Source organism: Streptomyces sp. A2-16, assembly GCF_018128905.1.
Taxonomy (GTDB): domain Bacteria; phylum Actinomycetota; class Actinomycetes; order Streptomycetales; family Streptomycetaceae; genus Streptomyces.
The window spans coordinates 2,674,298-2,699,014 of sequence record NZ_CP063808.1; the positions used below are offsets into that span (position 1 = coordinate 2,674,298).

24 protein-coding genes are annotated in these 24,717 nt (G+C 72.6%); 12 read left to right on the top strand and 12 right to left on the bottom strand.

Annotation, left to right across the window (positions count from 1 at the left end; translation table 11 throughout):
- Positions 1 to 168: 168 nt before the first annotated feature.
- Positions 169 to 1,053: a (2Fe-2S)-binding protein gene (locus tag IOD14_RS12070; RefSeq protein ID WP_212670226.1), complete on the bottom strand. Its 885-nt coding sequence runs from the start codon at positions 1,051 to 1,053 to the stop codon at positions 169 to 171.
- 155 nt (positions 1,054 to 1,208) lie between these two features.
- Here IOD14_RS12070 and IOD14_RS12075 point away from each other — a divergent pair, with 155 nt between their 5' ends.
- The gene (locus tag IOD14_RS12075) at positions 1,209 to 2,021 is read left to right on the top strand and encodes a GntR family transcriptional regulator (RefSeq protein ID WP_123994705.1); all 813 of its coding nucleotides are present in this window, start codon (positions 1,209 to 1,211) and stop codon (positions 2,019 to 2,021) included.
- Between the two features lie 467 nt (positions 2,022 to 2,488).
- Here IOD14_RS12075 and IOD14_RS12080 read toward each other — a convergent pair whose 3' ends face one another.
- Both IOD14_RS12080 and IOD14_RS12085 read right to left on the bottom strand, forming a co-directional pair.
- Positions 2,489 to 3,262, bottom strand: a complete 774-nt coding sequence (locus IOD14_RS12080; RefSeq protein ID WP_123994704.1) for a hypothetical protein — start codon at positions 3,260 to 3,262, stop codon at positions 2,489 to 2,491.
- 127 nt (positions 3,263 to 3,389) lie between these two features.
- A complete protein-coding gene (locus IOD14_RS12085) occupies positions 3,390 to 5,063 on the bottom strand; it encodes a PucR family transcriptional regulator ligand-binding domain-containing protein (protein WP_123994703.1) in 1,674 nt (557 codons plus the stop codon).
- 343 nt (positions 5,064 to 5,406) lie between these two features.
- Here IOD14_RS12085 and IOD14_RS12090 point away from each other — a divergent pair, with 343 nt between their 5' ends.
- The 5 genes from IOD14_RS12090 to IOD14_RS12110 all read left to right on the top strand — a co-directional run bounded on the left by IOD14_RS12090 (position 5,407) and on the right by IOD14_RS12110 (position 12,033).
- Positions 5,407 to 6,306 carry an FAD binding domain-containing protein gene (locus tag IOD14_RS12090; RefSeq protein ID WP_123994702.1) on the top strand — a complete coding sequence of 300 codons (900 nt, stop codon included), beginning with the start codon at positions 5,407 to 5,409 and terminating at the stop codon, positions 6,304 to 6,306.
- Entirely contained in the window at positions 6,306 to 6,842 is a 537-nt protein-coding gene (locus IOD14_RS12095; RefSeq protein ID WP_123994701.1) for a (2Fe-2S)-binding protein, read from the top strand. Before IOD14_RS12090 ends, IOD14_RS12095 begins: the two co-directional genes overlap by 1 nt.
- 2 nt (positions 6,843 to 6,844) lie before the next feature.
- Entirely contained in the window at positions 6,845 to 9,229 is a 2,385-nt protein-coding gene (locus IOD14_RS12100) for a molybdopterin cofactor-binding domain-containing protein (RefSeq protein ID WP_123994700.1), read from the top strand.
- A gap of 144 nt (positions 9,230 to 9,373) precedes the next feature.
- Positions 9,374 to 10,831: an NCS2 family permease gene (locus IOD14_RS12105; RefSeq protein ID WP_123994699.1), complete on the top strand. Its 1,458-nt coding sequence runs from the start codon at positions 9,374 to 9,376 to the stop codon at positions 10,829 to 10,831.
- Between the two features lie 47 nt (positions 10,832 to 10,878).
- Positions 10,879 to 12,033, top strand: a complete 1,155-nt coding sequence (locus tag IOD14_RS12110) for an XdhC/CoxI family protein (protein ID WP_212670227.1) — start codon at positions 10,879 to 10,881, stop codon at positions 12,031 to 12,033.
- Here the strand turns inward: IOD14_RS12110 and IOD14_RS12115 are convergent.
- Positions 11,985 to 13,298, bottom strand: coding sequence for a lanthionine synthetase LanC family protein (locus IOD14_RS12115; RefSeq protein ID WP_212670228.1), 1,314 nt, complete (start codon positions 13,296 to 13,298; stop codon positions 11,985 to 11,987). The two genes, IOD14_RS12110 and IOD14_RS12115, sit on opposite strands and share 49 nt — an antisense overlap.
- A gap of 22 nt (positions 13,299 to 13,320) precedes the next feature.
- On the bottom strand, positions 13,321 to 13,761 hold the full coding sequence (locus IOD14_RS12120) for an SRPBCC family protein (RefSeq protein WP_212670229.1): 441 nt from the start codon (positions 13,759 to 13,761) through the stop codon (positions 13,321 to 13,323).
- A gap of 213 nt (positions 13,762 to 13,974) precedes the next feature.
- Here IOD14_RS12120 and IOD14_RS12125 point away from each other — a divergent pair, with 213 nt between their 5' ends.
- A complete protein-coding gene (locus IOD14_RS12125) occupies positions 13,975 to 14,547 on the top strand; it encodes an HAD-IIIA family hydrolase (RefSeq protein WP_212670230.1) in 573 nt (190 codons plus the stop codon).
- 3 nt (positions 14,548 to 14,550) lie between these two features.
- Here the strand turns inward: IOD14_RS12125 and IOD14_RS12130 are convergent, their stop codons facing one another.
- The 3 genes from IOD14_RS12130 to IOD14_RS12140 all read right to left on the bottom strand — a co-directional run bounded on the left by IOD14_RS12130 (position 14,551) and on the right by IOD14_RS12140 (position 16,081).
- A complete protein-coding gene (locus IOD14_RS12130; RefSeq protein WP_123994694.1) occupies positions 14,551 to 14,859 on the bottom strand; it encodes a DUF3040 domain-containing protein in 309 nt (102 codons plus the stop codon).
- Positions 14,860 to 15,025: 166 nt separating this feature from the next.
- Complete coding sequence (locus IOD14_RS12135; protein WP_212670231.1) at positions 15,026 to 15,643, bottom strand: DUF305 domain-containing protein; 618 nt, start codon at positions 15,641 to 15,643, stop codon at positions 15,026 to 15,028.
- Between the two features lie 54 nt (positions 15,644 to 15,697).
- Entirely contained in the window at positions 15,698 to 16,081 is a 384-nt protein-coding gene (locus IOD14_RS12140) for a DUF6153 family protein (protein ID WP_212670232.1), read from the bottom strand.
- A gap of 217 nt (positions 16,082 to 16,298) precedes the next feature.
- Between IOD14_RS12140 and IOD14_RS12145 the strand changes: the two genes are divergently transcribed.
- Positions 16,299 to 17,153: an isocitrate lyase/phosphoenolpyruvate mutase family protein gene (locus tag IOD14_RS12145; RefSeq protein ID WP_212670233.1), complete on the top strand. Its 855-nt coding sequence runs from the start codon at positions 16,299 to 16,301 to the stop codon at positions 17,151 to 17,153.
- Here IOD14_RS12145 and IOD14_RS12150 read toward each other — a convergent pair.
- The 4 genes from IOD14_RS12150 to IOD14_RS12165 form a co-directional block, all read right to left on the bottom strand.
- Positions 17,125 to 17,772 carry a hypothetical protein gene (locus IOD14_RS12150; protein WP_123994690.1) on the bottom strand — a complete coding sequence of 216 codons (648 nt, stop codon included), beginning with the start codon at positions 17,770 to 17,772 and terminating at the stop codon, positions 17,125 to 17,127. The two genes, IOD14_RS12145 and IOD14_RS12150, sit on opposite strands and share 29 nt — an antisense overlap.
- A 93-nt stretch (positions 17,773 to 17,865) precedes the next feature.
- A complete protein-coding gene (locus IOD14_RS12155; RefSeq protein ID WP_212670234.1) occupies positions 17,866 to 18,573 on the bottom strand; it encodes a DUF1775 domain-containing protein in 708 nt (235 codons plus the stop codon).
- A gap of 70 nt (positions 18,574 to 18,643) precedes the next feature.
- Positions 18,644 to 19,267, bottom strand: coding sequence for a hypothetical protein (locus IOD14_RS12160; protein ID WP_212670235.1), 624 nt, complete (start codon positions 19,265 to 19,267; stop codon positions 18,644 to 18,646).
- A gap of 73 nt (positions 19,268 to 19,340) precedes the next feature.
- On the bottom strand, positions 19,341 to 19,583 hold the full coding sequence (locus IOD14_RS12165; protein WP_123994687.1) for a twin-arginine translocase TatA/TatE family subunit: 243 nt from the start codon (positions 19,581 to 19,583) through the stop codon (positions 19,341 to 19,343).
- 218 nt (positions 19,584 to 19,801) lie between these two features.
- On the opposite strand from IOD14_RS12165, the gene IOD14_RS12170 reads away from it, so the two are divergent.
- From IOD14_RS12170 to IOD14_RS12185, 4 genes are all read left to right on the top strand, one after another.
- The gene (locus IOD14_RS12170; protein ID WP_123994686.1) at positions 19,802 to 21,118 is read left to right on the top strand and encodes a hemolysin family protein; all 1,317 of its coding nucleotides are present in this window, start codon (positions 19,802 to 19,804) and stop codon (positions 21,116 to 21,118) included.
- A complete protein-coding gene (locus IOD14_RS12175; protein WP_123994685.1) occupies positions 21,115 to 22,137 on the top strand; it encodes a hemolysin family protein in 1,023 nt (340 codons plus the stop codon). Before IOD14_RS12170 ends, IOD14_RS12175 begins: the two co-directional genes overlap by 4 nt.
- A 144-nt stretch (positions 22,138 to 22,281) precedes the next feature.
- Positions 22,282 to 23,604 carry a hemolysin family protein gene (locus IOD14_RS12180; RefSeq protein ID WP_212670236.1) on the top strand — a complete coding sequence of 441 codons (1,323 nt, stop codon included), beginning with the start codon at positions 22,282 to 22,284 and terminating at the stop codon, positions 23,602 to 23,604.
- Positions 23,601 to 24,614 carry a hemolysin family protein gene (locus tag IOD14_RS12185; RefSeq protein WP_123994683.1) on the top strand — a complete coding sequence of 338 codons (1,014 nt, stop codon included), beginning with the start codon at positions 23,601 to 23,603 and terminating at the stop codon, positions 24,612 to 24,614. The genes IOD14_RS12180 and IOD14_RS12185 overlap by 4 nt, the downstream gene beginning before the upstream one ends.
- The last annotated feature ends 103 nt before the right edge of the window (positions 24,615 to 24,717 follow it).

Here is a 24,717-nt window from a genome sequence, read left to right on the forward strand (position 1 = left end):
GGCGGGAGTTGAGTTCGAATAAGACTACCCGTACGGGTGGTTCCACGGAAAGTTCCTGCGCCGAGTGAGGAAGTTGTGAATTACCTGTAACCGAACGGGCGTCCCAGTCGGCGTTGATCTTACGGGACGTCCGAGGGGGCTACACGCCGGGGTCCCCCTGAGGGGGCCTCAACTGGCGGCGGCCGCAGTGAGCTTGGCGATCCGGTCCGAGTCGCAGGTGCGCGGACAGGTGGCGCAGGTGTCGTCCGGCTCGAGTGTGTAGTACATGCAGCAGGTCACCCGGTCCCGGGTGCGCAGGGGTTCGCCGTCCGGGCCGGCGAGCGCGCGGAAGGCCGGGGAGCCGGCGTACGGCTTCGTCGTCCCGGGCAGGAGGAGTTCCAGGGCGTGCTCGGCCCGGCGCTTCTCGTGCTCGCCGAGGAGCCCGGCGACGTACCAGATCCCCTCGACGATCTCGTCGGTCACCATGCCCCACAGGGCCCTGCCGCGGCGGCGCATGCGCGGGCCGAAGGCGGCGAGGAGCGGCTCCATGTGCTCGGCGACCGCGTCCCGCAGCTCGGCGCGCAGGGACTCCTCGTCCGGGACCGTGTACGCGCCGGGGAGTGCTGCCGCCGGGTCGTCCGGGAGGCATGCGAAGGCGCCGGGGTGGACGGCGAGGGCCATCGGGCCCCGGGTGCGGTCGTACGAGACGTGCGTCACGGGGTAGCGGGGGACTCTGCGGTGCAGGAACCAGGGCGTCGTGAAGAGGAGGCAGGCCGGCCAGGCGTAGCGGTGCAGTCCGAAGCCGGCGATCACGTCCGGGCGGCCCTGCTTGCCGTTGTCCCTGCGGACCTGTTCGTCGTCCCAGGAGAGGAAGGTGTCCAGGGCGGTGGGGTCTTGCGCGAGGGCCGCGGCGGTGACCCAGCCGTCGGTGGCCGGGAGAGGGGTGTCCTGGGGCAGCTCCGCGACCGTCACGGCGGGGAGGGCCTCGGTCATGCGCGCGTAGGCGGCGGTGACGGCGGTGGCAGCCGTGACGCTGGTGGTGGCGGAGCGGGGGGCAGGCAGCTGTATGGGCATGCGGGGCCACCGATTCGCGGTCGTGTTGAGGTAAGGCTCACCTTACTCGATATCGTCGGGATTTGAACTGGAGCGCTCTGCGCCTAAGGTGCTTGACGGGTGAGTAACAACCCGTCGTTAATGACCCAAGTACCGACACGTCCGGAGGAGGACCCGTGAAGCAGGGTGCGCAGGGCTCCGCCGGGACGGGTGAGGTGGAGCGGGACGGGGGTGCGGGCGCGGGAGCGGTGCGGGTGCCGCCGCAGACGCGGGCCGCCGACGTGTCCCGGGTGCGGGGCGACTCGGGTCCCGGGGTGCGGGGCGAGCACACCCACAGCGAGGTGCCGATTCCGCGGCCGGTCGTGCAGCGGGCATCCGTGCGGGGGCAGATCCTCGACGCCCTGCGCAAGGCGCTGGTCGCGGGGGAGTTGCGGCCCGGTGAGGTGTACTCGGCGCCCGCGCTGGGGGAGCGGTTCGGGGTGTCGGCGACGCCCGTGCGGGAGGCCATGCAGCAGCTGGCGCTCGAAGGGGCCGTCGAGGTCGTTCCCAACCGTGGGTTCCGGGTGGTCGAGCGGGGGGCCCGTGAGCTGGCGGAGCTGGCCGAGGTGCGGGCGCTGATCGAGGTGCCGGTGGTGTTGCGGCTGGCGCGGAGTGTGCCGGTGGAGCGGTGGGCGGAGCTGCGGCCGGTGGCGGAGGCGACGGTGCGGGCCGCGTCGTCGGGGTGCGCGGCGACGTACGCGGAGGCCGATCGGACGTTTCACCGTGCGGTGTTGCGGCTGTCGGGCAACGAGCAACTGGTGCAGGTCTCTGAGGACTTGCACCGGCGGTCGCAGTGGCCGCTGGTGGGTGGGTCGGTGTCGCGGGGGCGGGCGGATCTGCTCGCGGACGCGGTGGAGCACACGGCGCTGCTGGATGCGTTGATCGCGCGGGATCTGGATGTGGTGCGGGGGTTGGTGGGCGGGCATTTCGCCGGTGGGGCGCGCGCCTGAGGTGCCTGCGGCGGCCTGTTTCGGTTCGGTGGGGGCGTGCGTAGCGCGTGCGGGTGCGTTGGGGGTCGGGGCCGGGGTGGGGGTATCCGTCCTCGGTCCGGCGGCTCGGCCGATTCAAAAGGGCCCGGTAACGGACGCCGGCCGCTGCGGGCGGACACCCCCCACCCCGTCCCCTTGCCGCCGTACGCGGCTTGCGGCCCGCCGTGCCGCACGATCCGGCGAGCAGCTCGTGGTGGCGCGCGGGTGGCCTTCAGTCCGTTGTGGCGCCGTGGCGGCGAACGGCCTGTCCTGGCGCCGGGTCACTGCAACTCCCCAGGGGCGCGGGGAACTGCGCGACCAGCCCCCACCGGCCGGTAGCCGCCCGACCACCTCACCTGGCACCCCAATAGGCGGGCCCGGTTCCGGCCCAGTGCAGCTGGCCGCCGCCCGACAACCGAACCCGGCACCCCCTGGCCGCCTCGGTCAACTCAAGCCGTCGCCGCCGGAGGTGTCAGCTGTCGGGAGAGCCACGTGGGTACGCCGCCCAGCAGGCGGTACAGGCGGCGGGCCTCCTCGCGGAGCCGTGTGGCCTCCGGTTCCGTTTCCGTGTCCGCCAGGGACGCGAGGGCGGGGGCCGTGCCCACCAGGTAGCCCAACTCCTCGCGGATCCTCAGTGATTCGGCGAAGCCGTGCCGGGCCTCGGCCAACTCGCCGTCCCGCAGGGCGAGTCCGGCGAGGTGGCGCCAGGTGAAGGAGAGCAGCAGGGGGTCGGACTGCGCCGTCGCGCCCGCGTGGGCGCGGCGGTAGGCGGCCCGGGCCGCCTGTGGGGAGTGGGTGAGGTTCTCCGCCAACAGGCCCCGGCGGAAGTCGAGGAGCGCCCTTCCCGGCGCCCCGGGAGCGATCAGCGCCGCCGCGCGGCCGAGCGCCGCCCTCGCCTCGTCCGCCCGGTCCCGGACCCCGTGGAGCGTCGAGGCGTACGCAAGTTGCCCCCGTTCACAAGCGGCCGCCCCGCGTTCGTCGTCGCTGTGGGCCAGGGCCTCGGCGGTGCGCAGCGCGTCCTCCGCCTCGGGCCAGCCCTGTTCCGTGTACAGGCAGCGCTCCACCAGCAGCGCCGCTCTCTGCAGGGCCGCCTGTGCGGTGACCGGTTGGAGCAGGGCGGCCGCGTCGGCCCAGCAGGCCCGTGAGCGCAGCCGCCATACCGCGGTCTGGAGTGGATCGTCACCGGCGGTCGTTCCGTTACCAGACATGGCGGTATCCGCCACATTGCCCTCCCCGAGCGCGCCATCGAGCTTTGAGTGGTGGCGGCATCTCAGCACGGAATGGCGTGCCGGGCCAAGAGGGTGGGTGAAAGAATTCACAAAGTCGTGGGAGTCCGGGCGCCCACAGGTTTCAGCTCATCCGCAGTGCCAGGAAGAAATCCAGCTTGTCCTCGAGGCGTGAGAGGTCGCGGCTCGTCAACTGCTCGATCCGTCCGACGCGGTAGCGCAGCGTGTTGACGTGCAGGTGGAGGCGCGTCGCGCAGCGGGTCCAGGAGCCGTCGCAGTCCAGGAAGGCCTCCAGGGTGGGGATCAGCTCGGCCCGGTGGCGGCGGTCGTAGTCGCGAAGAGGGTCAAGGAGGCGGGCCGTGAAAGCCCGGCGCACGTCGTCGGGGACGAAGGGGAGCAGCAGGACGTGCGAGGCGAGTTCCTGGTGACCCGCCGCGCAGACTCTGCCGGGGCGTGCCGCCGCGACTCTGCGCGCGTGCCGGGCCTCCTCCAGGGCGCCCCGCAGGCCCTCCGCCGAGTGGACCGACGCGCTGACGCCCAGGGTGACCCGGCCGTCGTCGTCCAGTCCGGCCGCGAGGGGGTCCCGGACCGCTTCGAGCAGTGCGTCCGCGAGGATGCCCGACTCCGAGCCGTCGTGTTCGCTGGAGACCGCGGGCAGGGGGACGAGCGCGATCGCCTCGTCGCCGGTGTGCGCCACCGCCAGGCGGTCGGAGGGTTCGGGGCCGGTCGCGAGCGGGTCGACCAGGATCTCCTCCAGGAGGGACTGGGCCACCGGGCCGCCCTCCAGCCCGCCGTCCTGCCATTCGACCCTCGCCACCACGACCTGCCAGTGCGGGGCCGCTCCCAGACCGGGCAGGAGGACCGGGGCGGCGACCCTCAGGCGGGCGGCGATCTCGGCCGGGGCCGCTCCCGTCTGGACCAGTTCCAGGATCTCCTGGGCCAGGCGGCGGCGGACCGTGCGGGCCGCGTCCCTGCGGTCCCGCTCGACCGCGATCAGCTGGGTGACGCCCTGCAGGAGGTCCAGGCGCTCCTCCGGCCAGTCGCCCGCGTCCGCCTCCACCGCCAGGAGCCAGTCGGACAGGACCGTCTCGCGCACGTCCCTGGAGGCGTGGGGGGAGCGGCCCGAACTGCGGACCGGGAAGAGGGAGTACGCCGACGCTCCGAGCGTGACCCGGTGCGGTCCGCGGCGGCCCGTGCGGGCAGCGGCCAGGTGCTCGGCCGCCAGCTTGGCGCAGGTGTCCGCCGGGAGGCCGGGGCCCGACACCTTCGGGCCCGCGATCAGGCGGCCGGTGGGGGAGAGCACCCAGGCGCGCAGGTCCAGGTCCGAGCCGAGCAGATCGAGGACGACGTCCGGGCCGCCCCCTGCCGGGCCCGAGGTCATCATGCGGCGGTGGCGGTCCACCACGGCGGCCAGGTCGCCCGCCCGCTCGCCCGAGACCTGCCGTACGACATGCTCGGTGATCGTCGCGAAGGCCACCGACTCGTGCACCGCGAACAGCGGGAGCCGGTGCCGGGCACACGCGACGACCAGGTCGTCCGGGACATCGCCCAGCTCCGCCTCGCCGGCCGCCAGCGCCACCACCCCGGCCTGCACCAGGAGTCGTACGAAAGGCTCCGAGTCGGCGGCGTCCCGGCGCCAGGCGAGGCCCGTCAGGACGACCTCCCCGCCCGAGAGGTAGCGGCTGGGGTCGCGCAGGTCCGTGGTCATCACACCGCGCACGGTGCGATCCAGTTCGTCCTCGCCGCCGAGCAGCCGCAGGCCCAGCGCGTCGGTGTCCAGCAGTGCGCGCAGCCGCATTCTCGTCGCCGCCGTTCTTTGTCTCGAAATCTACGATGGAGAAGGGGTCCGGTGGGGTGGGGAGCGGCCGCTGCCGCCTCCGGGGCTGTGTCCCAGGTCACGTGGGCTGTGGCGAACGTTTCCGCAGGAAAACACGGAGGTTACTGAGGGCCTCCGTTCATACGAATCTACAAGATGAGGGCGCCGACCAGCCAACTCCTTCATGGTTTCCGTGACTGACCCGGTCGGAGTACGGCGCTGTGTACTGGCTCCACTCCACGTAAACAGCACATGAACGAGCCGGGCCCGCCGCACACGATCTGGCTCGATCCGTACGATCACGAGACGAAGAAGAGAGCCGGTCATGGACTTCCTTCGCCCCGCCAGCTGGGAGGAGGCGCTCGCCGCCAAGGCTGAGCACCCCACCGCTGTGCCCATCGCGGGCGGCACCGACGTGATGGTCGAGATCAACTTCGACCATCGGCGGCCCGAGTACCTGCTCGACCTGAACCGCGTCACGGACCTCACCGAGTGGGAGGTCGGCGAGGACGCCGTGCGGCTCGGCGCCTCCGTGCCGTACACCCACATCATGGAGCACCTGCGCGGCGAGCTCCCGGGCCTGGCCCTCGCCTCGCACACCGTGGCCTCCCCGCAGATCCGCAACCGCGGCGGCGTCGGCGGCAACCTCGGCACCGCCTCCCCGGCCGGGGACGCCCACCCCGCCCTCCTCGCGGCCGGCGCCGAGGTCGAGGTGGAGTCCGTACGGGGATCGCGTCTCATCCCGATCGACGAGTTCTACACCGGCGTGAAGCGCAACGCGCTGGCCGCCGACGAGCTCATTCGCGCCGTGCGCATCAAGAAGGCCGACGGGCCGCAGCAGTACAGCAAGGTGGGCACCAGGAACGCCATGGTCATCGCCGTGTGCGCCTTCGGGCTCGCACTGCACCCGCGGACGCGGACCGTGCGGACCGGGATCGGTTCGGCCGCCCCCACCCCCGTGCGGGCCAAGGCCGCCGAGGAGTTCTTGAACGCCGCCCTCGAGGAAGGCGGGTTCTGGGACAACGGAAAGATCATCACCCCTTCGGTCGCCAAGCAGTTCGCGGACCTGTGCGCCGCCGCCTGCAACCCGATCGACGACGTCCGGGGCACGGCGAGCTACCGCCGCCACGCGGTCGGCATCATGGCCCGCCGCACCCTGACCTGGACCTGGGAGTCGTACCGCGGCACCGACGGTCGGGCCATCGAGAAGGGGAGTGCCGCGTAATGCGTGTCAATTTCACGGTCAACGGTCGTCCGCAGGAAGCCGACGACGTCTGGGAGGGCGAGTCCCTTCTCTACGTGCTGCGGGAGCGGCTCGGGCTGCCCGGCTCGAAGAACGCCTGCGAACAGGGCGAGTGCGGGTCGTGCACCGTGCGGCTGGACGGCGTTCCGGTGTGCTCGTGCCTGGTCGCGGCCGGGCAGGTCGAGGGGCGCGAGGTCGTCACCGTCGAGGGTCTGGCCGACTACGCCAAGCAGCGGTCCTGCGGGCAGCACGCCGTCGAGGGCCAGGACTCGCAGACCGGCGAGGGGGCTGAACTCGCCCCGATCCAGCAGGCGTTCATCGACGCCGGCGCCGTCCAGTGCGGCTTCTGCACGCCGGGACTGCTGGTCGCCGCCGACGAGATGCTGGAGCACAACCCCAACCCGAGCGACGCGGACATCCGCGAGGCGCTCTCGGGCAACCTGTGCCGGTGCACCGGCTACGAAAAGATCATGGACGCGGTCCGCCTCGCGGCCGCCCGGCAGTCCCAGGGGGTCTGACCATGGCTACCAGTGGTGCTCCCACCAAGATCACCCAGGGCTCGCAGACCAAGGGCGGCATCGGTGAGTCCACGCTCCGCCCGGACGGCACCCTCAAGGTCACCGGCGAGTTCGCGTACTCGTCCGACATGTGGCACGAGGACATGCTCTGGGGGCAGATCCTGCGCTCGACCGTCGCACACGCCGAGATCGTGTCCATCGACACGAGCGAGGCCCTCGCCCTGCCGGGCGTGTACGCCGTCATGACGTACGACGACCTGCCGACCGAGGTGAGGAACTACGGTCTGGAGATCCAGGACACCCCGGTCCTCGCCCACGGCAAGGTCCGCCACCACGGCGAACCGGTCGCGATCGTCGCCGCCGACCACCCCGAGACGGCCCGCCGTGCGGCCGCCAAGATCAAGGTCGAGTACCGCGAGCTGCCCGTCATCACCGACGAGGCCTCCGCGACCGCACCCGACGCGATCCTCGTCCACGAGAACCGCGACGACCACCACATCGGGCACGTCCCGCACCCGAACATCGTCCACCGGCAGCCGATCGTCCGCGGTGACGTGGCGTCCGCCAAGGAGCGCGCCGCCCACGTCGTCACGGGCGAGTACACCTTCGGCATGCAGGACCAGGCCTTCCTCGGCCCCGAGTCGGGTCTCGCCGTGCCCGACGAGGACGGTGGCGTCCACCTGTACGTCGCCACCCAGTGGCTCCACTCCGACCTGCGGCAGATCGCGCCCGTCCTCGGGCTGCCCGAGCGCAAGGTGCGCATGACGCTGTCCGGCGTCGGCGGTGCCTTCGGCGGTCGCGAGGACCTGTCGATGCAGATCCACGCCTGTCTGCTGGCCCTGCGCACCGGCAAGCCCGTCAAGATCGTCTACAACCGGTTCGAGTCCTTCTTCGGGCACGTCCACCGGCACCCGGCCAAGCTCTACTACGAGCACGGGGCCACCGCCGAGGGCAAGCTGACCCATGTGAAGTGCCGGATCGTGCTGGACGGCGGCGCGTACGCCTCCGCCTCCCCGGCCGTCGTCGGCAACGCCTCCTCGCTCGGCATCGGGCCGTACGTCGTCGACGACGTCGACATCGAGGCCATCGCCCTCTACACCAACAACCCGCCCTGCGGGGCGATGCGCGGCTTCGGCGCGGTCCAGGCCTGCTTCGCCTACGAGGCGCAGATGGACAGGCTGGCCGACGCGGTGGGCATGGACCGGGTGGAGTTCCGGCAGCTCAACGCCATGGAGCAGGGCACGATCATGCCGACGGGCCAGCCCGTCGACTCCCCTGCCCCGGTCGCCGAACTCCTGCGCCGCGTCAAGGCGATGCCCCTGCCGCCGGAGCAGCAGTGGCTCTCGGCCGGTGAGGCGGCCGACGTACGGCAGCTGCCGGGCGGTCTGTCCAACACCACCCACGGCGAAGGCGTGGTCCGCGGGGTCGGCTACGCGGTCGGCATCAAGAACGTCGGCTTCTCCGAGGGCTTCGACGACTACTCGACGGCGCGAGTGCGCATGGAGGTCGTCGGCGGCGAGCCCGTCGCCACCGTGCACACCGCGATGGCGGAGGTCGGCCAGGGCGGGGTCACCGTCCACGCGCAGATCGCCCGCACCGAGCTCGGTGTCGCCCAGGTGACCATCCACCCGGCGGACACCCAGGTGGGCTCGGCGGGTTCGACCTCGGCCTCGCGCCAGACGTACGTCACCGGCGGCGCCGTGAAGAACTCCTGCGAGCTCGTCCGGGAGAAGGTCCTGGAGCTCGGGCGCCGCAAGTTCGGTTCGTACCACCCCGCCTGGGCCACCGCCGAGCTGCTCCTGGAGGGCGGCAAGGTCGTCACCGACGGCGGTGAGGTCCTCGCGGACCTGGCCGACGTGCTCGAGGACGAGAGCGTCGAGGTCGAGGCGGAGTGGCGGCACCGGCCGACCGAGCCCTTCGACCTGCGCACCGGGCAGGGCTTCGGACACGTCCAGTACTCCTTCGCCGCCCACCGCGCGGTCGTCGAGGTCGACACCGAGCTCGGGCTGGTCAAGGTGATCGAACTGGCCTGCGCCCAAGACGTCGGCAAGGCGCTGAACCCGCTGTCCGTCATCGGCCAGATCCAGGGCGGCACGACCCAGGGCCTGGGCGTCGCGGTGATGGAGGAGATCATCGTCGACCCGAAGACGGCGAAGGTCAGGAACCCCTCCTTCACGGACTACCTGATCCCCACCATCCTCGACACGCCGACCATCCCCGTCGACGTGCTCGAACTCGCCGACGACCACGCCCCGTACGGGCTGCGCGGCGTCGGTGAGGCACCCACCCTGTCCTCCACCCCGGCCGTCCTCGCGGCGATCCGCAACGCGACCGGACTGGAGCTGAACCGGACACCGGTACGGCCGGAGCACCTGACCGGCACCTGATCAACCGGTGAGTTCCCCGGGGGACTTGATCCCCCGGGCCCCAACTGTCCGTCCTGGGCCGTCCCCCGGGTCGTGCACATCCCAAATCCCGTGCCCGAAAAGGCGGTCGCACGGGTGCCCCTGTGAACCTTGGGAGACGGCACCATGACCCAGCAGTCCCTGGAACCCAGGACCACGGCCGAAGACGCGGGAGAAGGCACCCGCGTCCCGGCCGGCAGGTCCTGGCTCGACCGGTACTTCCACATATCCCGGCGAGGATCCACGGTCGCGCGCGAACTGCGCGGCGGCGTCACCACCTTCATGGCGATGGCGTACATCCTCCTGCTCAACCCCCTGATCCTGTCCGGCAAGGACGCGGCCGGGGACACCCTCGGCCAGAAGGCGCTCATCACCGCGACGGCGTTCGCGGCGGCCCTCAGCACGCTGCTGATGGGCTTCTTCGGCAAGGTGCCCCTCGCGCTCGCCGCCGGCCTGTCCGTCTCCGGCGTGCTGTCCTCGCAGGTCGCGCCCGCGATGACCTGGCCGCAGGCCATGGGCATGTGCGTGCTGTACGGCGTGGTCATCATGCTGCTGGTCGTCACCGGCCTGCGCGAGATGATCATGAACGCCATCCCGCTGGCCCTCAAGCACGCCATCACCATGGGCATCGGCCTGTTCGTCGCCCTGATCGGCTTCTACAAGGCCGGCTTCGTCCACCAGGGCAAGGCGACCCCGGTGACGCTCGGCCCGGCCGGTGAACTCGCGGGCTGGCCCGTCCTGTTGTTCGCCGTCACCCTCCTCGCCATCTTCATGCTCCAGGCGCGAGGCGTCCCCGGGGCGATCCTCATCGGCATCGTCGGCGGGACCGTGCTCGCCGTCGTCCTCAACGCGGCCGGTGCCATCGCCCCGAAGCAGTGGGCGAGCGGCGCTCCCGAACTGCACGGCAGCGCGGTCTCCATGCCGGACTTCTCGATCTTCGGGAAGGTGGAGTTCGGCGGCTGGGGCGAGGTCGGCGCGATGACGGTCGGCATGATCGTGTTCACGCTGGTGCTCGCCGGGTTCTTCGACGCGATGGCCACCATCATCGGCGTCGGCACCGAGGCGAAGCTCGCCGACGAGCAGGGCCGGATGCCGGGCCTGTCCAAGGCGCTGTTCATCGACGGAGCGGGCGGTGCCATCGGCGGCGTGGCCGGTGCCTCCGGACAGACCGTCTTCGTCGAGTCGGCGACGGGCGTGGGCGAGGGCGCCCGCACCGGCCTGTCCTCCGTCGTCACCGGCCTGTTCTTCGCGGCCTGTCTCTTCTTCACCCCGCTCACGGCGATCGTGCCCGGCGAGGTCGCGGCCGCCGCCCTCGTGGTGATCGGTGCCATGATGATGATGAACGCCCGCCATGTCGACTGGGCCGACCGCGCCACCGCGATCCCGGTCTTCCTGACCGTCGTGATCATGCCGTTCACCTACTCGATCACGGCCGGTGTCGCCGCGGGCGTCATCTCCTACGTCGCGATCAAGGTCGCGCAGGGCAAGGCGCGGGAGATCGGCGCCTTCATGTGGGGACTCACGGCGATCTTCCTGGTGTACTACGCCCTCAACCCCATCGAGAGCTGGATGGGCGTGCACTAGCACGCTCGAACGCACCTGTACGCAACCGCTGTTAAGGAGACCGAGACATGCTGGACATCGCCGACGAGCTGCACCGGTGGGTCGAGCAGGGACGCGACTTCGCCGTGGCCACCGTGGTGGCCGTCGGCGGCAGTGCGCCCCGCCGGCCCGGCGCCGCCCTCGCGGTGGACGCCGACGGCACGGCGATCGGCTCGGTCTCCGGCGGCTGTGTGGAGGGCGCGGTCTACGAGCTGTGCCAACAGGCCCTGGCGGACGGGGAGTCGGTCCTCGAACGCTTCGGTTACAGCGACGAGGACGCCTTCGCCGTCGGTTTGACCTGCGGCGGCGTCATCGACATCCTCGTCACCCCGGTCCGGGCGGGCGACCCCGCCCGGCCGGTGGTCGCGGCCGCCCTCGAAGCCGCGGCGGGAGGCCGGGCGGCGGCGCTGGCGCGGATCGTCTCCGGACCGCGGGAACTCGTCGGCCGCGCGCTCGTCGTGCAGCCCGGGGACCTCGCCGGTCACGGTGGCTTCGGCGCCCACCCCGAACTGGACCGCACGGTCGCTGCCGAGGCGGGCGCCTTCCTGGACGCGGGCCGCACCGGCACCCTGGAGATCGGCGAACAGGGCTCGCGCTGCGGCGCCCCGCTCACCGTGCTCGTCGAGTCCTCCGTGCCACCGCCCCGGATGATCGTCTTCGGTGCGATCGACTTCGCGTCGGCGCTGGTGCGGATCGGCAAGTTCCTCGGCCACCGGGTCACCGTGTGCGACGCGCGTCCCGTCTTCGCGACCCGGGCCCGCTTCCCGGAGGCCGACGAGATCGTCGTCGAGTGGCCGCACCGGTACCTGGAGCGCACGGAGGTCGACGCGCGGACGGTCCTGTGCGTGCTGACCCACGACGCCAAGTTCGATGTCCCCCTGCTCCGGCTGGCGTTGCGCCTGCCGGTCGCCTACGTGGGCGCCATGGGCTCCCGCCGCACCCACCTCGACCGCAACGAACGCCTTCGCGAAGTAGGCGTCACCGAGCTGGAGTTGGCCCGGCTGCACTCACCCATCGGCCTGGACCTGGGCGCCCGTACGCCGGAGGAGACGGCCCTGTCCATCGCCGCGGAGATAGTCGCGGCCCGGCGCGGCGGCAGCGGGGTCTCCCTCACCGGCGCGCACACCCCGATCCATCACGACGTGACGTCGGTACCGCCCCGGCGGATCGGCTCGGTGGCCTGAGCGGACACCAGGGGCTGGTCCGGCCAGGTGAACGTGTACCGCGGATCGCCGCCCCGGCTCAGCCGGACGAAGCGCAGCAGTTCCCGCACGATGCCCGTGCTGCCCTGCGCCCAGTCGGTGCGGGGGGCGAGGTCGCTCGGGGTGGCCCGGTGCTCGACGTTGGACCAGCGGGCGCCGTCGGCGTCCCGGACGGCACGGGCGGCGAGGTCGGCGACCAGGACCTGAGCGAAGTCGTGGGTCTCCTGTCCACCTGCTCCTTCGGCGATCAGGTCGCCGACCAGGGCGAGGACGCCCGCCGTGCCGCAGCAACGGCCGTTGTTGTCCCAGAACCCCGGCCGCAGGCGGCGGGGGAGACCGGACCGGACGAGCGTGTGCAGGCAGCGGTCGGCGAGCGCGGCCCAGGCAGGGTCTCCGTGGATCTCGCGCAGCAGCCGGAACAACTGGGCGTCGCCGGCCGGGCCGTGGCACCAGCCGTAGCTGATCGGCTCGATCACGTCCGGCCGGAACTGCGGGGTGGAGTGCCGGACCAGGAAGCCGTCCGGGCCGCCCTCGTCGCGTGCCACGACGTCCGCGACCGCCGCAAGCGCCAGGTCGACCAGGTCGGCGCGGCCCGTCGCGCGGCCGATCCGGGCGAGGGCGTAGGCGATGCCCAGCGTGCCGTGCGACATGTGGTGCATGCGGGCGTCCGTGCCCGGACGGTGCGGCCAGGTGACCCCCCACGGGGTCTTCTCCGCGGCCCGCAGGTAAGGCTCCACCGCGAGGACGGCGAACTCCGGGTCGCCGACCGCCAGGGCGGCCAGGCCCGTCCCGGCGTTGCCGCCCATCAGCTCGAACAGCTCGCCCCAGCGCTCCCCGTCGAAGTGGGACCGCACGAGCGCCATCGCGCGGTCGGCCGCCGCACCGCACGCGGTGTCGTCGAACTCGTCGCCCAGGGTGTGCAGGACCAGGGCCATGCCGGACCGGCCGAAGTACAGCGAGTCGTCCTGGTGGCCGTCGACGGCGGCGGCCACACCGCGGCCCGCCCGCAGGGCCAGATCGGCGTAGGAGTCGTCGCCCAGGTGCCGCCACGCCTCCAGGAGCACGCAGACGATTCCTGCCGTGCCGCTGTAGAGGGTCGGGTCGGTCTCCAGCTGACCGGGCGTGGCCGGCCAGGCCAGTGCGCCGTCCGCGCTCTCCCGCGCGGCGGCCACCAGCCACCGCAGCCCGTCCACCGCCAGCGCCTCGACCTCGTCCACCTGTACGTTCGTACCGTCAACTGCCGTCATGGCGGCCACTGTTGCACGCTTCTCAGGCCGTCCGCAGCAGCCGGTTGAGCGCCCGGCCGAAGACCGACCGGGCCGAGATGCGCAGCACAGGGTCGAACGGGCCGGGCAGGAGACGGATTCCGATCTGCTCCCGCCAGATCACGCGGGCGCGGCCTCCCGGACCCGGGTGCACCTCCAGTTCGGCCCAGCCCTTCACCACCCGGCCGCGCTTCTCCAGTCGGCACAGCCCCGACACGCCCTCCGTGGGCGGGCGCCAGACGGTGACCTCCATGGGGTCGTCGAAGCCGAGCGGGCCGATCCCCGAACGGGCGACGACGAGCGTGCCCTCGGCCGTCGGTCCCGGCGGCTCGACACGCACGCGCGTCATGGGGACGACCTCGCCGTGGCGGGGCCATTCCGTGAGGCGGCGCCAGGCCTCGTCCTGGGAGAGCGGGGCCGTGCGTTCGAGGAGGAAGGTGACCACGAACTGATCTTAGGGAATCGGGCCTGTTCAGCGGCGATTTCGCGGGCGTCTCACATACTTGGCGCAGGGGGATGTGGGCGGGAAGACGTACCTCGGGCGCCCGCCCGCCGCACCGCCTCCCCCGACCTGTTGATCGCGCCACGCCGCATGGACCGGCCGTGCGCGGTTACTCGGGGAGAGGCAGAAGTACATGCGAGAGCAGGGAGGTGGCCCATGACGCGCGTGCGTACGGTGCTGTTCGACCGTGACAGCATCCTCGCCACGGATCCGTCCGACCCCGACCGGGTGCGCCCGGCGCCGGGTGCCCGTGAGGCGCTCGGCATGCTGCGCCTGCACGGCGTCCGCACCGGGTTCCTGTCCCTGCGGCCGGACGGGGGACACGGGCGACTCGGCGACGCCGACGCACGGGCCGCCAACCACCGCGTCGACGAACTCCTCGGCCCCTTCGACATCTGGGGAGTGTGCCCGCACGGCCCCGACGACGGCTGCCACTGCCGTCCGCCCGAACCGGGCCTGATCCTCTGGGCCGCGGGCCGGGTGTGCACCGCGCCGGGCGACTGCGTGGTCGTCGGCACCGCCGCGGACGCCGAGGCCGCGGCCCGGGTGGGCGCCCACGGGATCCTCGTACCGGACGAGCGGACCCGGCCTCAGGAGACGGCACGGGCCGGGCATGTCGCGCCGGACGTGCTGACGGCCGTCCGCGCGCTGCTCACCGGGCCGCCGCAGGGGCGGGTCCTGGTCGACGAGCGGCCGATCGAGTCGGCCTTCGAGAACGGCGAGGCGTGAGGCTCAGGATTCCGTCCAGCGGCACAGCAGCCGGAACACCGCGAACAGGGTCAGGGGCCAGACGGCCGCGAAGGCCCAGATCACCGCGGGCCGCGAGGTGACGATGCCCGTCACCATCAGCGCGACCGACACCGCGAGCAACAGGCCCACGGTCAGGACGTGCGGCCGGTAGCGCGTCACCCGGGACAGGTCCGGCCGCCGGCGCAGTCGCAGGGTGCGCATCCGGCGGGCCAGACGGCGATCGCGGCGCAGGGCGCGCTCCACCTCGTCCAGGATGCGCTGCTCGTGATCGGGGAGTCGCCCTGTCGTCACTGTCGCTCCTCGTGGATCCGCAGAGTCCTTCTTCGGGTGCCCGGAGAAGGCCCCGCGAACCGTCCGGTCACCGGGCGCGGAGGGCGATGTCCTGCCGGAGGTGACGGACGCTCACCGCGGGGCCCGTGCCGGCCGGCACGGGCCCCGCGGGGGAGACGCGGACGAATCAGTTGGCGCCGAGGAGCTTCTTCATCTCGCTGATCTCGGCGTTCTGCGTGGTGATGATGTCACCGGCCATGGCCGTGGCGGCCTGGTACTCGCCCTTGGCCTTCTCCGTCGTGGCCATCTCGACGGCGCCCTCGTGGTGTTCGACCATCATGGTCAGGAACATGGAGTCGAAGTCCTTGCCGGAGGACTTCTTGAGCTTGTCCATGTCGGCGCTGTCCATCATCCCGGCCATGCCGGAGTGCGCGGAGTGGTCCATGCCGGGCATCGCCTCGGGGACGCTCTCGTCCCAGGTCTTCAGCCAGCCGGTCATGGTCTCGATCTCCGGGCCCTGCGCCTTCTCGATCCGGGCGGCGAGGTCCTTGACCTCGGCGGCGGAGGCCCGGCCGGCGGCCAGTTCGGCCATCTCCACGGCCTGCTGGTGGTGCGGGATCATGCCTTGCGCGAAGGAGACGTCCTGCTTGTTGTGGGTGCCGACCGAGGCGGCGGACGCCGAGGGCTTCGAGGCGGCCGAGCCGCTGTCGTCGCTGTCACCGCCACAGGCCGTGAGGGTGAGGGCGGCGCTCACGGCGACCGCCGTGAGACAGGCACGGCGGATCAGGGTACGGGTGGTGCGCATGCTGGAACTCCTGTGCTGTGAAAGGGGATCTGGACGTGACGGAGCACGCCGTGTCTAGATCCGCAGGAGCTGGAGTTCCGCGAGGGAGGGCGGTGCGCGGGCGCCTTCCTGGGCCGCGGCCGTCTGCGCGCACAGGTCGACCGTGCCGAGGCCGCCCGACGACGGGTCGGGGACGAGCGCGGGCAACGCGGGCCCGCCGCTCACGGCTCCCGACGCACAGGTCGCGTCGGCGTGGTGGAGGTGGCCCGAGCCGCAGCCGTCGTGGCAGACCGTGTCGACGGCGACGGCGGCCGTCGTCATGTGGGCGGACCCGCTCTCGTGTCCGGCCGTGCCGCCACCGGGCGCCAGGGCGTGCATGCCCAGCACCCCGAAGAGCAGCCCGAGCACGAGCAGCGCGCGCCACCGGGGCGGACGCGTGGGGTGCTCGGAGCTGGTCATCGGGCTCATCCTAGAGGGGGGCTGTGCCACGGCTGTGCACCGAGGCCGTCTGTCGTACCTACGGCTGCGCACCGCTCCGCGTTCACGGCGGCGCCCGATTCACCGGCCGCGGCCCGGTGCCGTTGGACGACGCCGGAAAAAGGAGTCCGCCGCGCGCGGCCCTCGGGCGTACGTTCTCCTGGAGCCCGTCGAGGGGCGGCGGGCCGGGAAGGACCGTGTGGACACCGACAGCCGAGCCAGGGCACAGCGCTTCGTCGAACTGCACCGGGAGGGCTGCTTTCTGCTCCCCAACGCGTGGGACGTGGGCAGTGCCCGGATCCTGGAGGAGGCCGGGTTCCCGGCCGTGGCGACCACGAGCGCGGGCGTCGCGTTCTCCCTCGGACGGCCCGACCACGACTTCTTCGCCGAGCAGCCGCCCGAGGACCGCGTCGACCGCGAGACCATGCTGGGCCGGGTCCGGGAGATCGCGGGCGGGATCGCCGTACCGCTGAGCGTGGACCTGGAGGACGGCTACGGCGAGTCGCCCGACACGGTCGCCGCCACCGTCGCGAGGGCCCTGGCCGCCGGAGCCGCGGGCGGCAACATCGAGGACTTCACCGGCGACCGCACCGGTCCGCTCCACGACGAGAAGCTCTCCGCCGACCGGATCCGTGCCGCCCGCGAGAGGCTGGCGGCCGACGGCGAGCCCTTCGTCCTGGTCGGCCGCACCGACGTGCTCCTGGTCGGGGGAACGCTCGACGAGGCCGTACGCCGGGCCAACGCCTATCTGGAGGCCGGTGCGGACTGCGCGTTCGTCCCCGGTGCCGCCGACGCCGGGACCATCGCCACCCTGGTCCGTGAACTCGACGGCCCGCTCAACGTGGTCATGGGCCTGACCGGCAGCGCGCTCTCCCTCGACGACCTGCGCGGACTCGGCGTCCGGCGGGTCACCGTCGGCGGCAGCATCGCCCGCGCGATGTACCGCCATCTGCTCGACGCCGCACGCGAGCTGGCGGACCTCGGCACCTTCTCCTACGCCGAGGAGCAGCTCTCCCAGACGGAGCTCAACGACCTGTTCCGGCAGGGCGGGTAGCAGGGCTGGAGGCCGGGCCGGCGGAGGGTGAGGGTGCCGCACAGCTGGGCGCCTCGGGGGCGTCCCGCGCGTGCCGCGTCAGGGCGCAGACCGTGCGCAGCGCGACCTTCCAGCCACCGTCCTGGAGTACGGCCGCCCCCGGGCCGCCGGTGTCCAGCCGGCGGTCCTCGCCCTCGCGCGTGAGGTCGTAGGCCACCACGGCGAGCACGTCCGAGGTGTACGACACGGAGGTCACCTCGGCGCGCAACCTGCTGCCGCTCGGGTCGCGGAAGAGGTTGTCGATCATCAGGGCGTTCCCGTCGCCGTCCTCGACGACCTCACTGCGCCGCTCCAGGGAGGACTTCGGGTCGAAGAGGACCCTCCACGCCTCGCGGATGTCCTGCTCGGCCTGCTCCGGATCCGAGGGCGCGGTGGCGGTCGGTGACGGGGAGGAGGACAGCGACGGGGAGCCCTCGGGCGTGGTCGCGCCCGGCGAGCCGGTGACGGAGGGCCGGCCCGTACGGGAGGCCTCCGGGGCACCGCCGTCGCCGTCGTCGCAGGCTCCGGTGAGGACGAGGGCGGTGACAGCCAGGGCCATCGCCCAGGTCCCGTGCCGTGCGGGGGAGTTCGCGCAGGTCATGGCTCTCCATCTCCGGGTACGCCGTGTGGCTGGCCTACCCGGAGGCGGGGGATTCATCCGGGACGCGGCGGAAAACCGCCCGACCCGGTGCGCCTACTCCCCGGCGCCGCCCCGCCGCCGTACCGCGAAGACCACGGCGGCCGCGGCCACGAGGATCCCCGCACCGATGCCGGTCCAGGCAACCGCGGACACCCCGTTGTCCTCGTCATCGTCCTTGCCGGTGCCGGCGGCCTGCGGGGAGGCCGGCGGGGTCGTCCTCTCGGGGGTGGGCGACGGCGACGGTGACGCCGACGCGCCGGGCGAGGAGGCGACCGGCTTCGCGCCCGGTGCCGCCGCCTTGAGCTTCAGTGTCGGCGCCGGGTTCTCCCCGTTCTCGTCCAGCTCGATCCAGCGGTCGACATGCCCGTCGCCGTAGGTCTGGAGGGTCTTGAAAGGCACCTCCTCGGCGTCGGGCAACTGCCGTACGACGACGGAGTACTCGGCGCTCGTGCCGGTCTTCAGCTCCGCGCCCCCGACGGTGTAGCCGTCGTCGGTCGCGTTGAACTTCCAGCCCTTGGGGCCCTCGCCGTACGCCACGTCGGCCGGGGCGATGCCCTCGGGCAGGACCACGCGCACCTCCTTGATCCCGGAGGTGTCGGACTCGGCCTCGGCGTGGAAGGAGACGGTGACGTTCTCGGCGAGGGCCTGCGCCTTGTCGGCCTCGACCTCGGTGTGGGCGGCGGCCGGAACGGCCGTCAGGAGCACGGCGGTCACGGCTGTGGCGGCCGCGACGGACAGGCGGGGCAGGGTGATACGGGACATGGAGTTCTCCAGGCAGGGTGGCATGGCGGGGCGGCCGCCCGGCGTGGGCCGGACCGGCGTCCCGGTGGGGTCAGGGGGCGAGAGCCGCGCTCGCCCCGGGAGGACCCCGCCGTACCACCGCGTGTGCCAGCAACGGCCATGCGGTGAGCGGCCGTTCGTCGTTCGCCGGCACGACGGGCACCGTGGCCGTCGGCACGGGCGAGGTGGGCCGGGCGCACAGCAGCCGGGCGGCGGCCAGCCGGTCCCGTACCGCGTCGAGCGCCGCCGTCACCCCGCGGGCCACACTCCAGCAGGCCGCGTCCGCGCGGTGCAGCAGGACGGCGACGAGTGCGGCGACCAGCGAGTGGGCCGCCGTCATGGCGAGGGAGCCGTGCAGCGGACCCGGCCACACCGGGTGGGCGCCGTGCAGGTGTCCGCCGGGATGCCCGGCCGCGGTGAGCGTCAGCCACAGATGCAGCCCGGACTGTCCCGCCACACTGCAGGCGACCACCGTCGCGAGGCTTCTGGGCCGCTGCGCGCCGAGGAGCCCCACCGCGAAGAGCACGGCCGTCGCGGCGGCCCCCTGCCGCCAGGGCACCGGGCCCTCGGCGAGCAGATGATGGGCGCTGACCCCGAGCACCGTGCCGACGACGGAGAACACCGCGGCCCGCAGAACGGGCAGTGGCGCGCGTGTGGTCGTGGTCGGCGGGTGCATGGCCCGCTCATCATGGATCATCGCGGGGCCGGCCGGCAGGGAAACCGGGGACCGCGCGGGAACGCCGGGCTCCTCAGCGGGTTCCGGGCCCCTGTTCGGTGCCCTCGGCGCCCCCCGTGCCCCCGGTGCCTTCGGGCCGCAGGACCTCTCCCGGGATGACCTGGGGTTCGGGGCGGCCCTCCTGCGCCGCGCGGGCCTCCGCCTTGAGGATGCGCGCCGACCTGCCCGCCGTGCGGGTCAGCTCCGGGCCCTTCTTGATCGCGATGACGGCTATGACGACGATCAGGATGATCGCGAGTTCGCTCAGTCCGAACATGGAGAAGGCCTCCGTCAGGGTGACACCGAAGTCGGACGAGATGCCCGCCGACCGGCAGCGTACCCGCTCGCCTTCGGTCGCCCTCCAGGTTGCTTTGCCTGTCCTTTACTATTGGTGGGACCTGCCCCGACCAGAAGGAGCCACAGTTCCGCGATGGGTGAGCCTCCCAGTACCGGCCGCGCCGCATCCCCCACGAACGAAAGGGCGGGGGTGGCCCGGTGACCGAGATCCTGCTGCTGGTGCTTGCCCTGCTCCTCACTCTGGCCTGCGGTGTGTTCGTCGCGGCCGAGTTCTCCCTGACCACCGTCGAGCGAGGCGACCTGGAGCGGGCCGCCGAGGCCGGTGAGCGCGGCGCCCAGGGCGCGCTGAAAGCCGTACGCCGGCTGACCCTCCAGCTCTCCGGCGCCCAGCTCGGCATCACGGTCACCTCGCTGGTGATCGGCATGCTCGCCGAACCCTCCCTCGCGGCGCTGCTCAGGGGCCCGCTGGAGGCCGCCGGACTGGGCGGGGCCGCCGCTCCGGTGGCGACCGCGCTCGGTGTGGCCCTGTCCACCGTCGTGCTGATGGTGATCGGCGAGCTGGTGCCGAAGAACTGGGCGATCTCCCGGCCGCTGGCCGTCGCCAAGGTCGTCGCGGGACCGCAGAGCGCCTTCACGGCCTTCTTCGGCCCGTTCATCCGCCATCTCAACGACACCGCGAACCGTTTCGTACGACGCTTCGGCCTGGAGCCCGCCGAGGAGCTGGTCTCCGCCCGCAGCCCCGAGGAGCTCGTCGCGCTCGCCGAGCACTCCGCCGCCGAGGGCGCCCTGGAGGCCGACTCGGCCGAACTGTTCGTGCGCACCCTGCACCTGGGCGAGCTGACCGCCGAGAACGTCATGACGCCCCGCGTCGACGTCAAGGCCCTCGAAGCCCACGCCACCGCCGCCGACGCGGCCAACCTCACCCACGCCACCGGCCTGTCCCGCTTCCCGGTCTACCGCGACAGCCTGGACGAGGTCGTCGGCACCGTGCACATCCGCGACGTGCTCGCCCTGGAGCCCGGGCGACGGGCCGCCACCCCGGTCACCGATCTGGCCACCGCGCCCCTGCTGGTCCCGGACAGCCTCACCGCCGACCGGCTCCTGGAGCGGCTGCGCGCCACTCGCACCATGGCCGTCGTCATCGACGAGTACGGCGGCACGGCGGGCGTGGCGACGGTCGAGGACATCGTCGAGGAGGTCGTCGGCGAGGTCCGCGACGAGCACGACCCGGTCGAGACCCCCGATCTGCGGCCCGCCGGTGACGGGGCGTGGGAGGCCGAGGGATCCGTCCGCGTCGACCGGCTCGGCGAGATAGGCCTCAGGGCGCCCGAGGGGCCGTACGAGACCGTGGCCGGACTGGTCGCCACCCGCCTCGCGCGCATTCCCGCCAAGGGCGACGACCTCGCCATGGACGACGGCTGGCGGCTGGAGGTCCTGGAGGTCGACCATCACCGGGCCGACCGTGTCCGGATCACCGCGCCGGCCCTGGTCCGGACCGGGGAGGAGACCCGATGACCACCGTCCAGCTGCTCGTCGGCGCCCTGACGCTGTTGACCAACGCCTTCTTCGTGGGCGGCGAGTTCGCCCTGATCTCCGTGCGCCGCAGCCAGATCGAGCCACGCGCGCGTGACGGTCACAAGCGGGCCCGGATGACCCTGTGGGGCCTCGAACACCTCTCCGCGATGATGGCCACCGCCCAGCTCGGCATCACCGTCTCCTCGCTGGTGCTCGGCGCCGTCGCCGAACCGGCCATCGCGCACCTGCTGGAACCCGGCTTCGAGGCGGCCCGCGTCCCGGACGGCCTGGTCCATCCGATCGCGTTCGTGATCGCCCTGTCGCTGGCCACCTATCTGCACATGCTGATCGGCGAGATGGTGCCCAAGAACATCGCCCTCGCCGCACCCGTGCCCACCGCGCTGCTCCTCGGACCGCCGCTGGTGGCCCTCACGCGCGCGCTCAGGCCCTTCGTGTTCGGCATCAACGCCTTCGCCAACGCCCTGCTGAAGCTGCTGCGCGTCGAACCCAAGGACGAGGTCGAGTCGGTCTTCACCGACGACCAGCTCGCCCGCATGGTCGTCGAGTCCGGCGAGGCCGGACTGCTCTCGCCCGCCGACGGGGAACGGCTGCGGGACGCGCTGGAGCTGGGCACCCGGCCGGTCGGCGAGATCCTCGTCCCCACGCAGAACATGCGGACCGTGGACGCCCTGGTCACCCCGGCGCGGCTGGAGCGGGTCGCCGCGGAGGCGGGCTACTCCCGCTTCCCCGTCACCGGTCCTGACAGCACCCTGCTGGGCTATCTGCACATCAAGGACACCCTCGGCGTCACCGACCGCGACCGGCCCTTCCCTCGCACCACCCTGCACCCGGTCACCCGGGTCCGCATCGACACCCCGCTGGACGACACCCTCACCGCACTGCGCGCCGACGGGAGCCATCTGGCGGCGGTGACCGGTCAGACGGGGGCCGTCCTCGGGTTCGTGACCATGGAGGACGTCCTGTCCGAGCTGGTCGGGCCGACGCCGGTCACCCCGTGACCGCCGGGCGGCCGCGCCGCCCGGCTGGTAGATCTGGGAACGACACCCACGCCCCGGTCGTTCACACCACGCGCCTCACCACCGAAGGAGCAAGCCCGTGTCCGCCACACCGTCGGACTCCCGCCCGACGCGATCGGCCCGCCGTTGAGCACCACGAGTGCCCTGCTGGGCCTGCTGGCCGTGTTCCTGCTGACCGCCGGCACCGGCTACTTCGTCGCCCAGGAGTTCGCGTACGTCTCCGCGGACCGGCTCGCCCTTTCCCGCGAGGCGGAGGCCGGTGACAGAAGGGCCGCCCGCGCGCTGAAGGTGCTGGGGCGGCTGTCCTTCATGCTCTCCGGCGCCCAGCTCGGCATCACCGTCACCGGCCTGGTCGTCGGCTTCATCGCCGAACCGTCGGTCTCCGCGCTGCTCGAACCCGCCCTGACCGGCCTCGGCATCCCCGAGGGAGCCGTCGGCGGCATCTCCGTCGTGCTGGCCTTCGTCCTGGCCACCGTCGTCCAGATGGTCCTCGGCGAGCTCGCCCCGAAGAACCTCGCGATCGCCGTCCCCGAGCGGCTCGCGAAGGCCCTCGCACCCTCCACGCTCGGCTACCTCAAGGTCGTCGGCCCGCTGGTGCACGTCTTCGACGGCGCGGCCAACCGCCTGCTCCGCAGGGTCGGCATCGAGCCCGTCGAGGAGCTCCACCACGGCGCCACCCTGGAGGAGCTCGGCCACCTCATCGGCGAGTCCCACGAACAGGGCGAACTGCCCAGGGACACCGCCGAACTCCTCGACCACGCCCTGGAGTTCTCCGAGCGCACCCTCGACGAGGTGATGGTGCCGCGCGTGGACGTCGTCTTCGTCCGGCGCGACGCCACCGCCGCCGAGGCGATCGACCTGATCGCCAAGCACGGCCACTCCACCTACCCCGTCCTCGGCGACCACCCGGACGACGTACCCGGAGTCCTGGGCGTACGGGAGCTGACGCGTCTGCCCGCCGATCAGCTGACCCGGACCACCGCGGGCGCCCTCGCCCGCACCCCGCTCCTGCTGCCCGACACACTCCCGCTGCCGGAGGCGGTCCAGCAGATGCGGGAACGGGACGACGAGTTTTCGGTCGTCCTGGACGAACACGGCGGAGTCGCCGGCATCGTCACCTACGAGGACATCGCCGAGGAACTCGTCGGCGACATCGCCGACGAGACCGACACCGTCACCGAAGCCGCCGTGCCCGACGGGGACGGCTGGCTGGTCGACGCCGGCCGCCGCCTCGACGAGATCGCGGACGCCACCGGCATCGAGCTGCCCGAGGAGGAGGACTACGACACCGTCGCGGGCCTGGTCGTGGACCGCCTCGGCCGCTTCCCGGCGATCGGGGACCGGATCACCGTCGAACTGCCCGACGGAGGGCGCGCGGTGATCGACGTACGCACCCTGGACCGGCATGTGCCGGAGCGGGTCCGCATCGAGAGGGTGGGCGAGGCATGAGCTTTCCGACGGCGCTCTTCGTCACCGTCCTGCTGCTGATCGGCAGCGGGTTCTTCGTCGCCGCCGAGTTCGCTCTGGTCGCCGCCAAGCGGCACCGCATGGAGAAGGCCGCGGCGGAGGGCCGCCGCGGCGCGCGGGCGGCCCTGGCCGGGATGCGCGAGCTGTCGCTCATGCTGGCCGGCGCCCAACTCGGCATCACCGTCTGCACCCTGGGCCTCGGCTCGGTCTCCAAGCCCGCGATCTCCCACGAACTCGACCCGCTGCTGCACGACCTGGGCCTGCCCAGCGCGCTCAGCTACGGCATCGCCTTCGTGTTCGCGATGATCGTCGTGGTGTTCCTGCACATGGTGGTCGGCGAGATGGCCCCCAAGTCCTGGGCGATCGCCCACCCGGAGCGCTCCGCGATGCTGCTCTCGCCGCCGTTCCGGGCCGTGGTGAAGGTGGTCCGGCCGCTGCTCTCGGTGCTGAACAGGATGAGCAACGCACTGGTCCGGCTGTGCCGGGTCACCCCGCGCGACGAACTCGCCGCCGTGCACAACCGTGAGCAACTCACCCATCTGGTGGAGGAGTCGGAGCGGCTGGGACTGATCAGCGAAGCCGACTCGGAGCTGCTCACGCGCTCGCTCACCGAGCCCGAGACCCCGGTCGGGGACCTCCGCATCCCGGCCGCGGAGATCACCTCGGTGCCCGGCACCGCCGACCTCGACACCGTCCTGCGCACGGCCGCCGAGCACGACCGCACCCGCATGCTGGTCCGCGAGGGCGACGTCGTCCTCGGCTCGCTGCACGCCCGCGACGCCCTGGTGGCCCGCGCCCAGGGCCGCACCGGCACCGCCCGCGCGCTGGCCCGGCCGGTCCCGGAGCTGACGCAGGACACCAAGGTCGCCGACGCGATCGACCTGCTGCGCCGCAACCGGTCCTCGCTGGCGGTCGTACGGGACGAGGCGGGCACGCTCACGGGGATGGTGACGCTGGACGACCTGCTGGCGCGCTATCTGCAGCCGTCCTGAACCAGGCCGCACATGAGCGAGGGCCAGGAGGCACCGCTCTCCTCGCCCTCTTCAACGTATAGCCCACGGGGGGCCTTGCGGCAAGATCCCCGTCCTGCCGCAC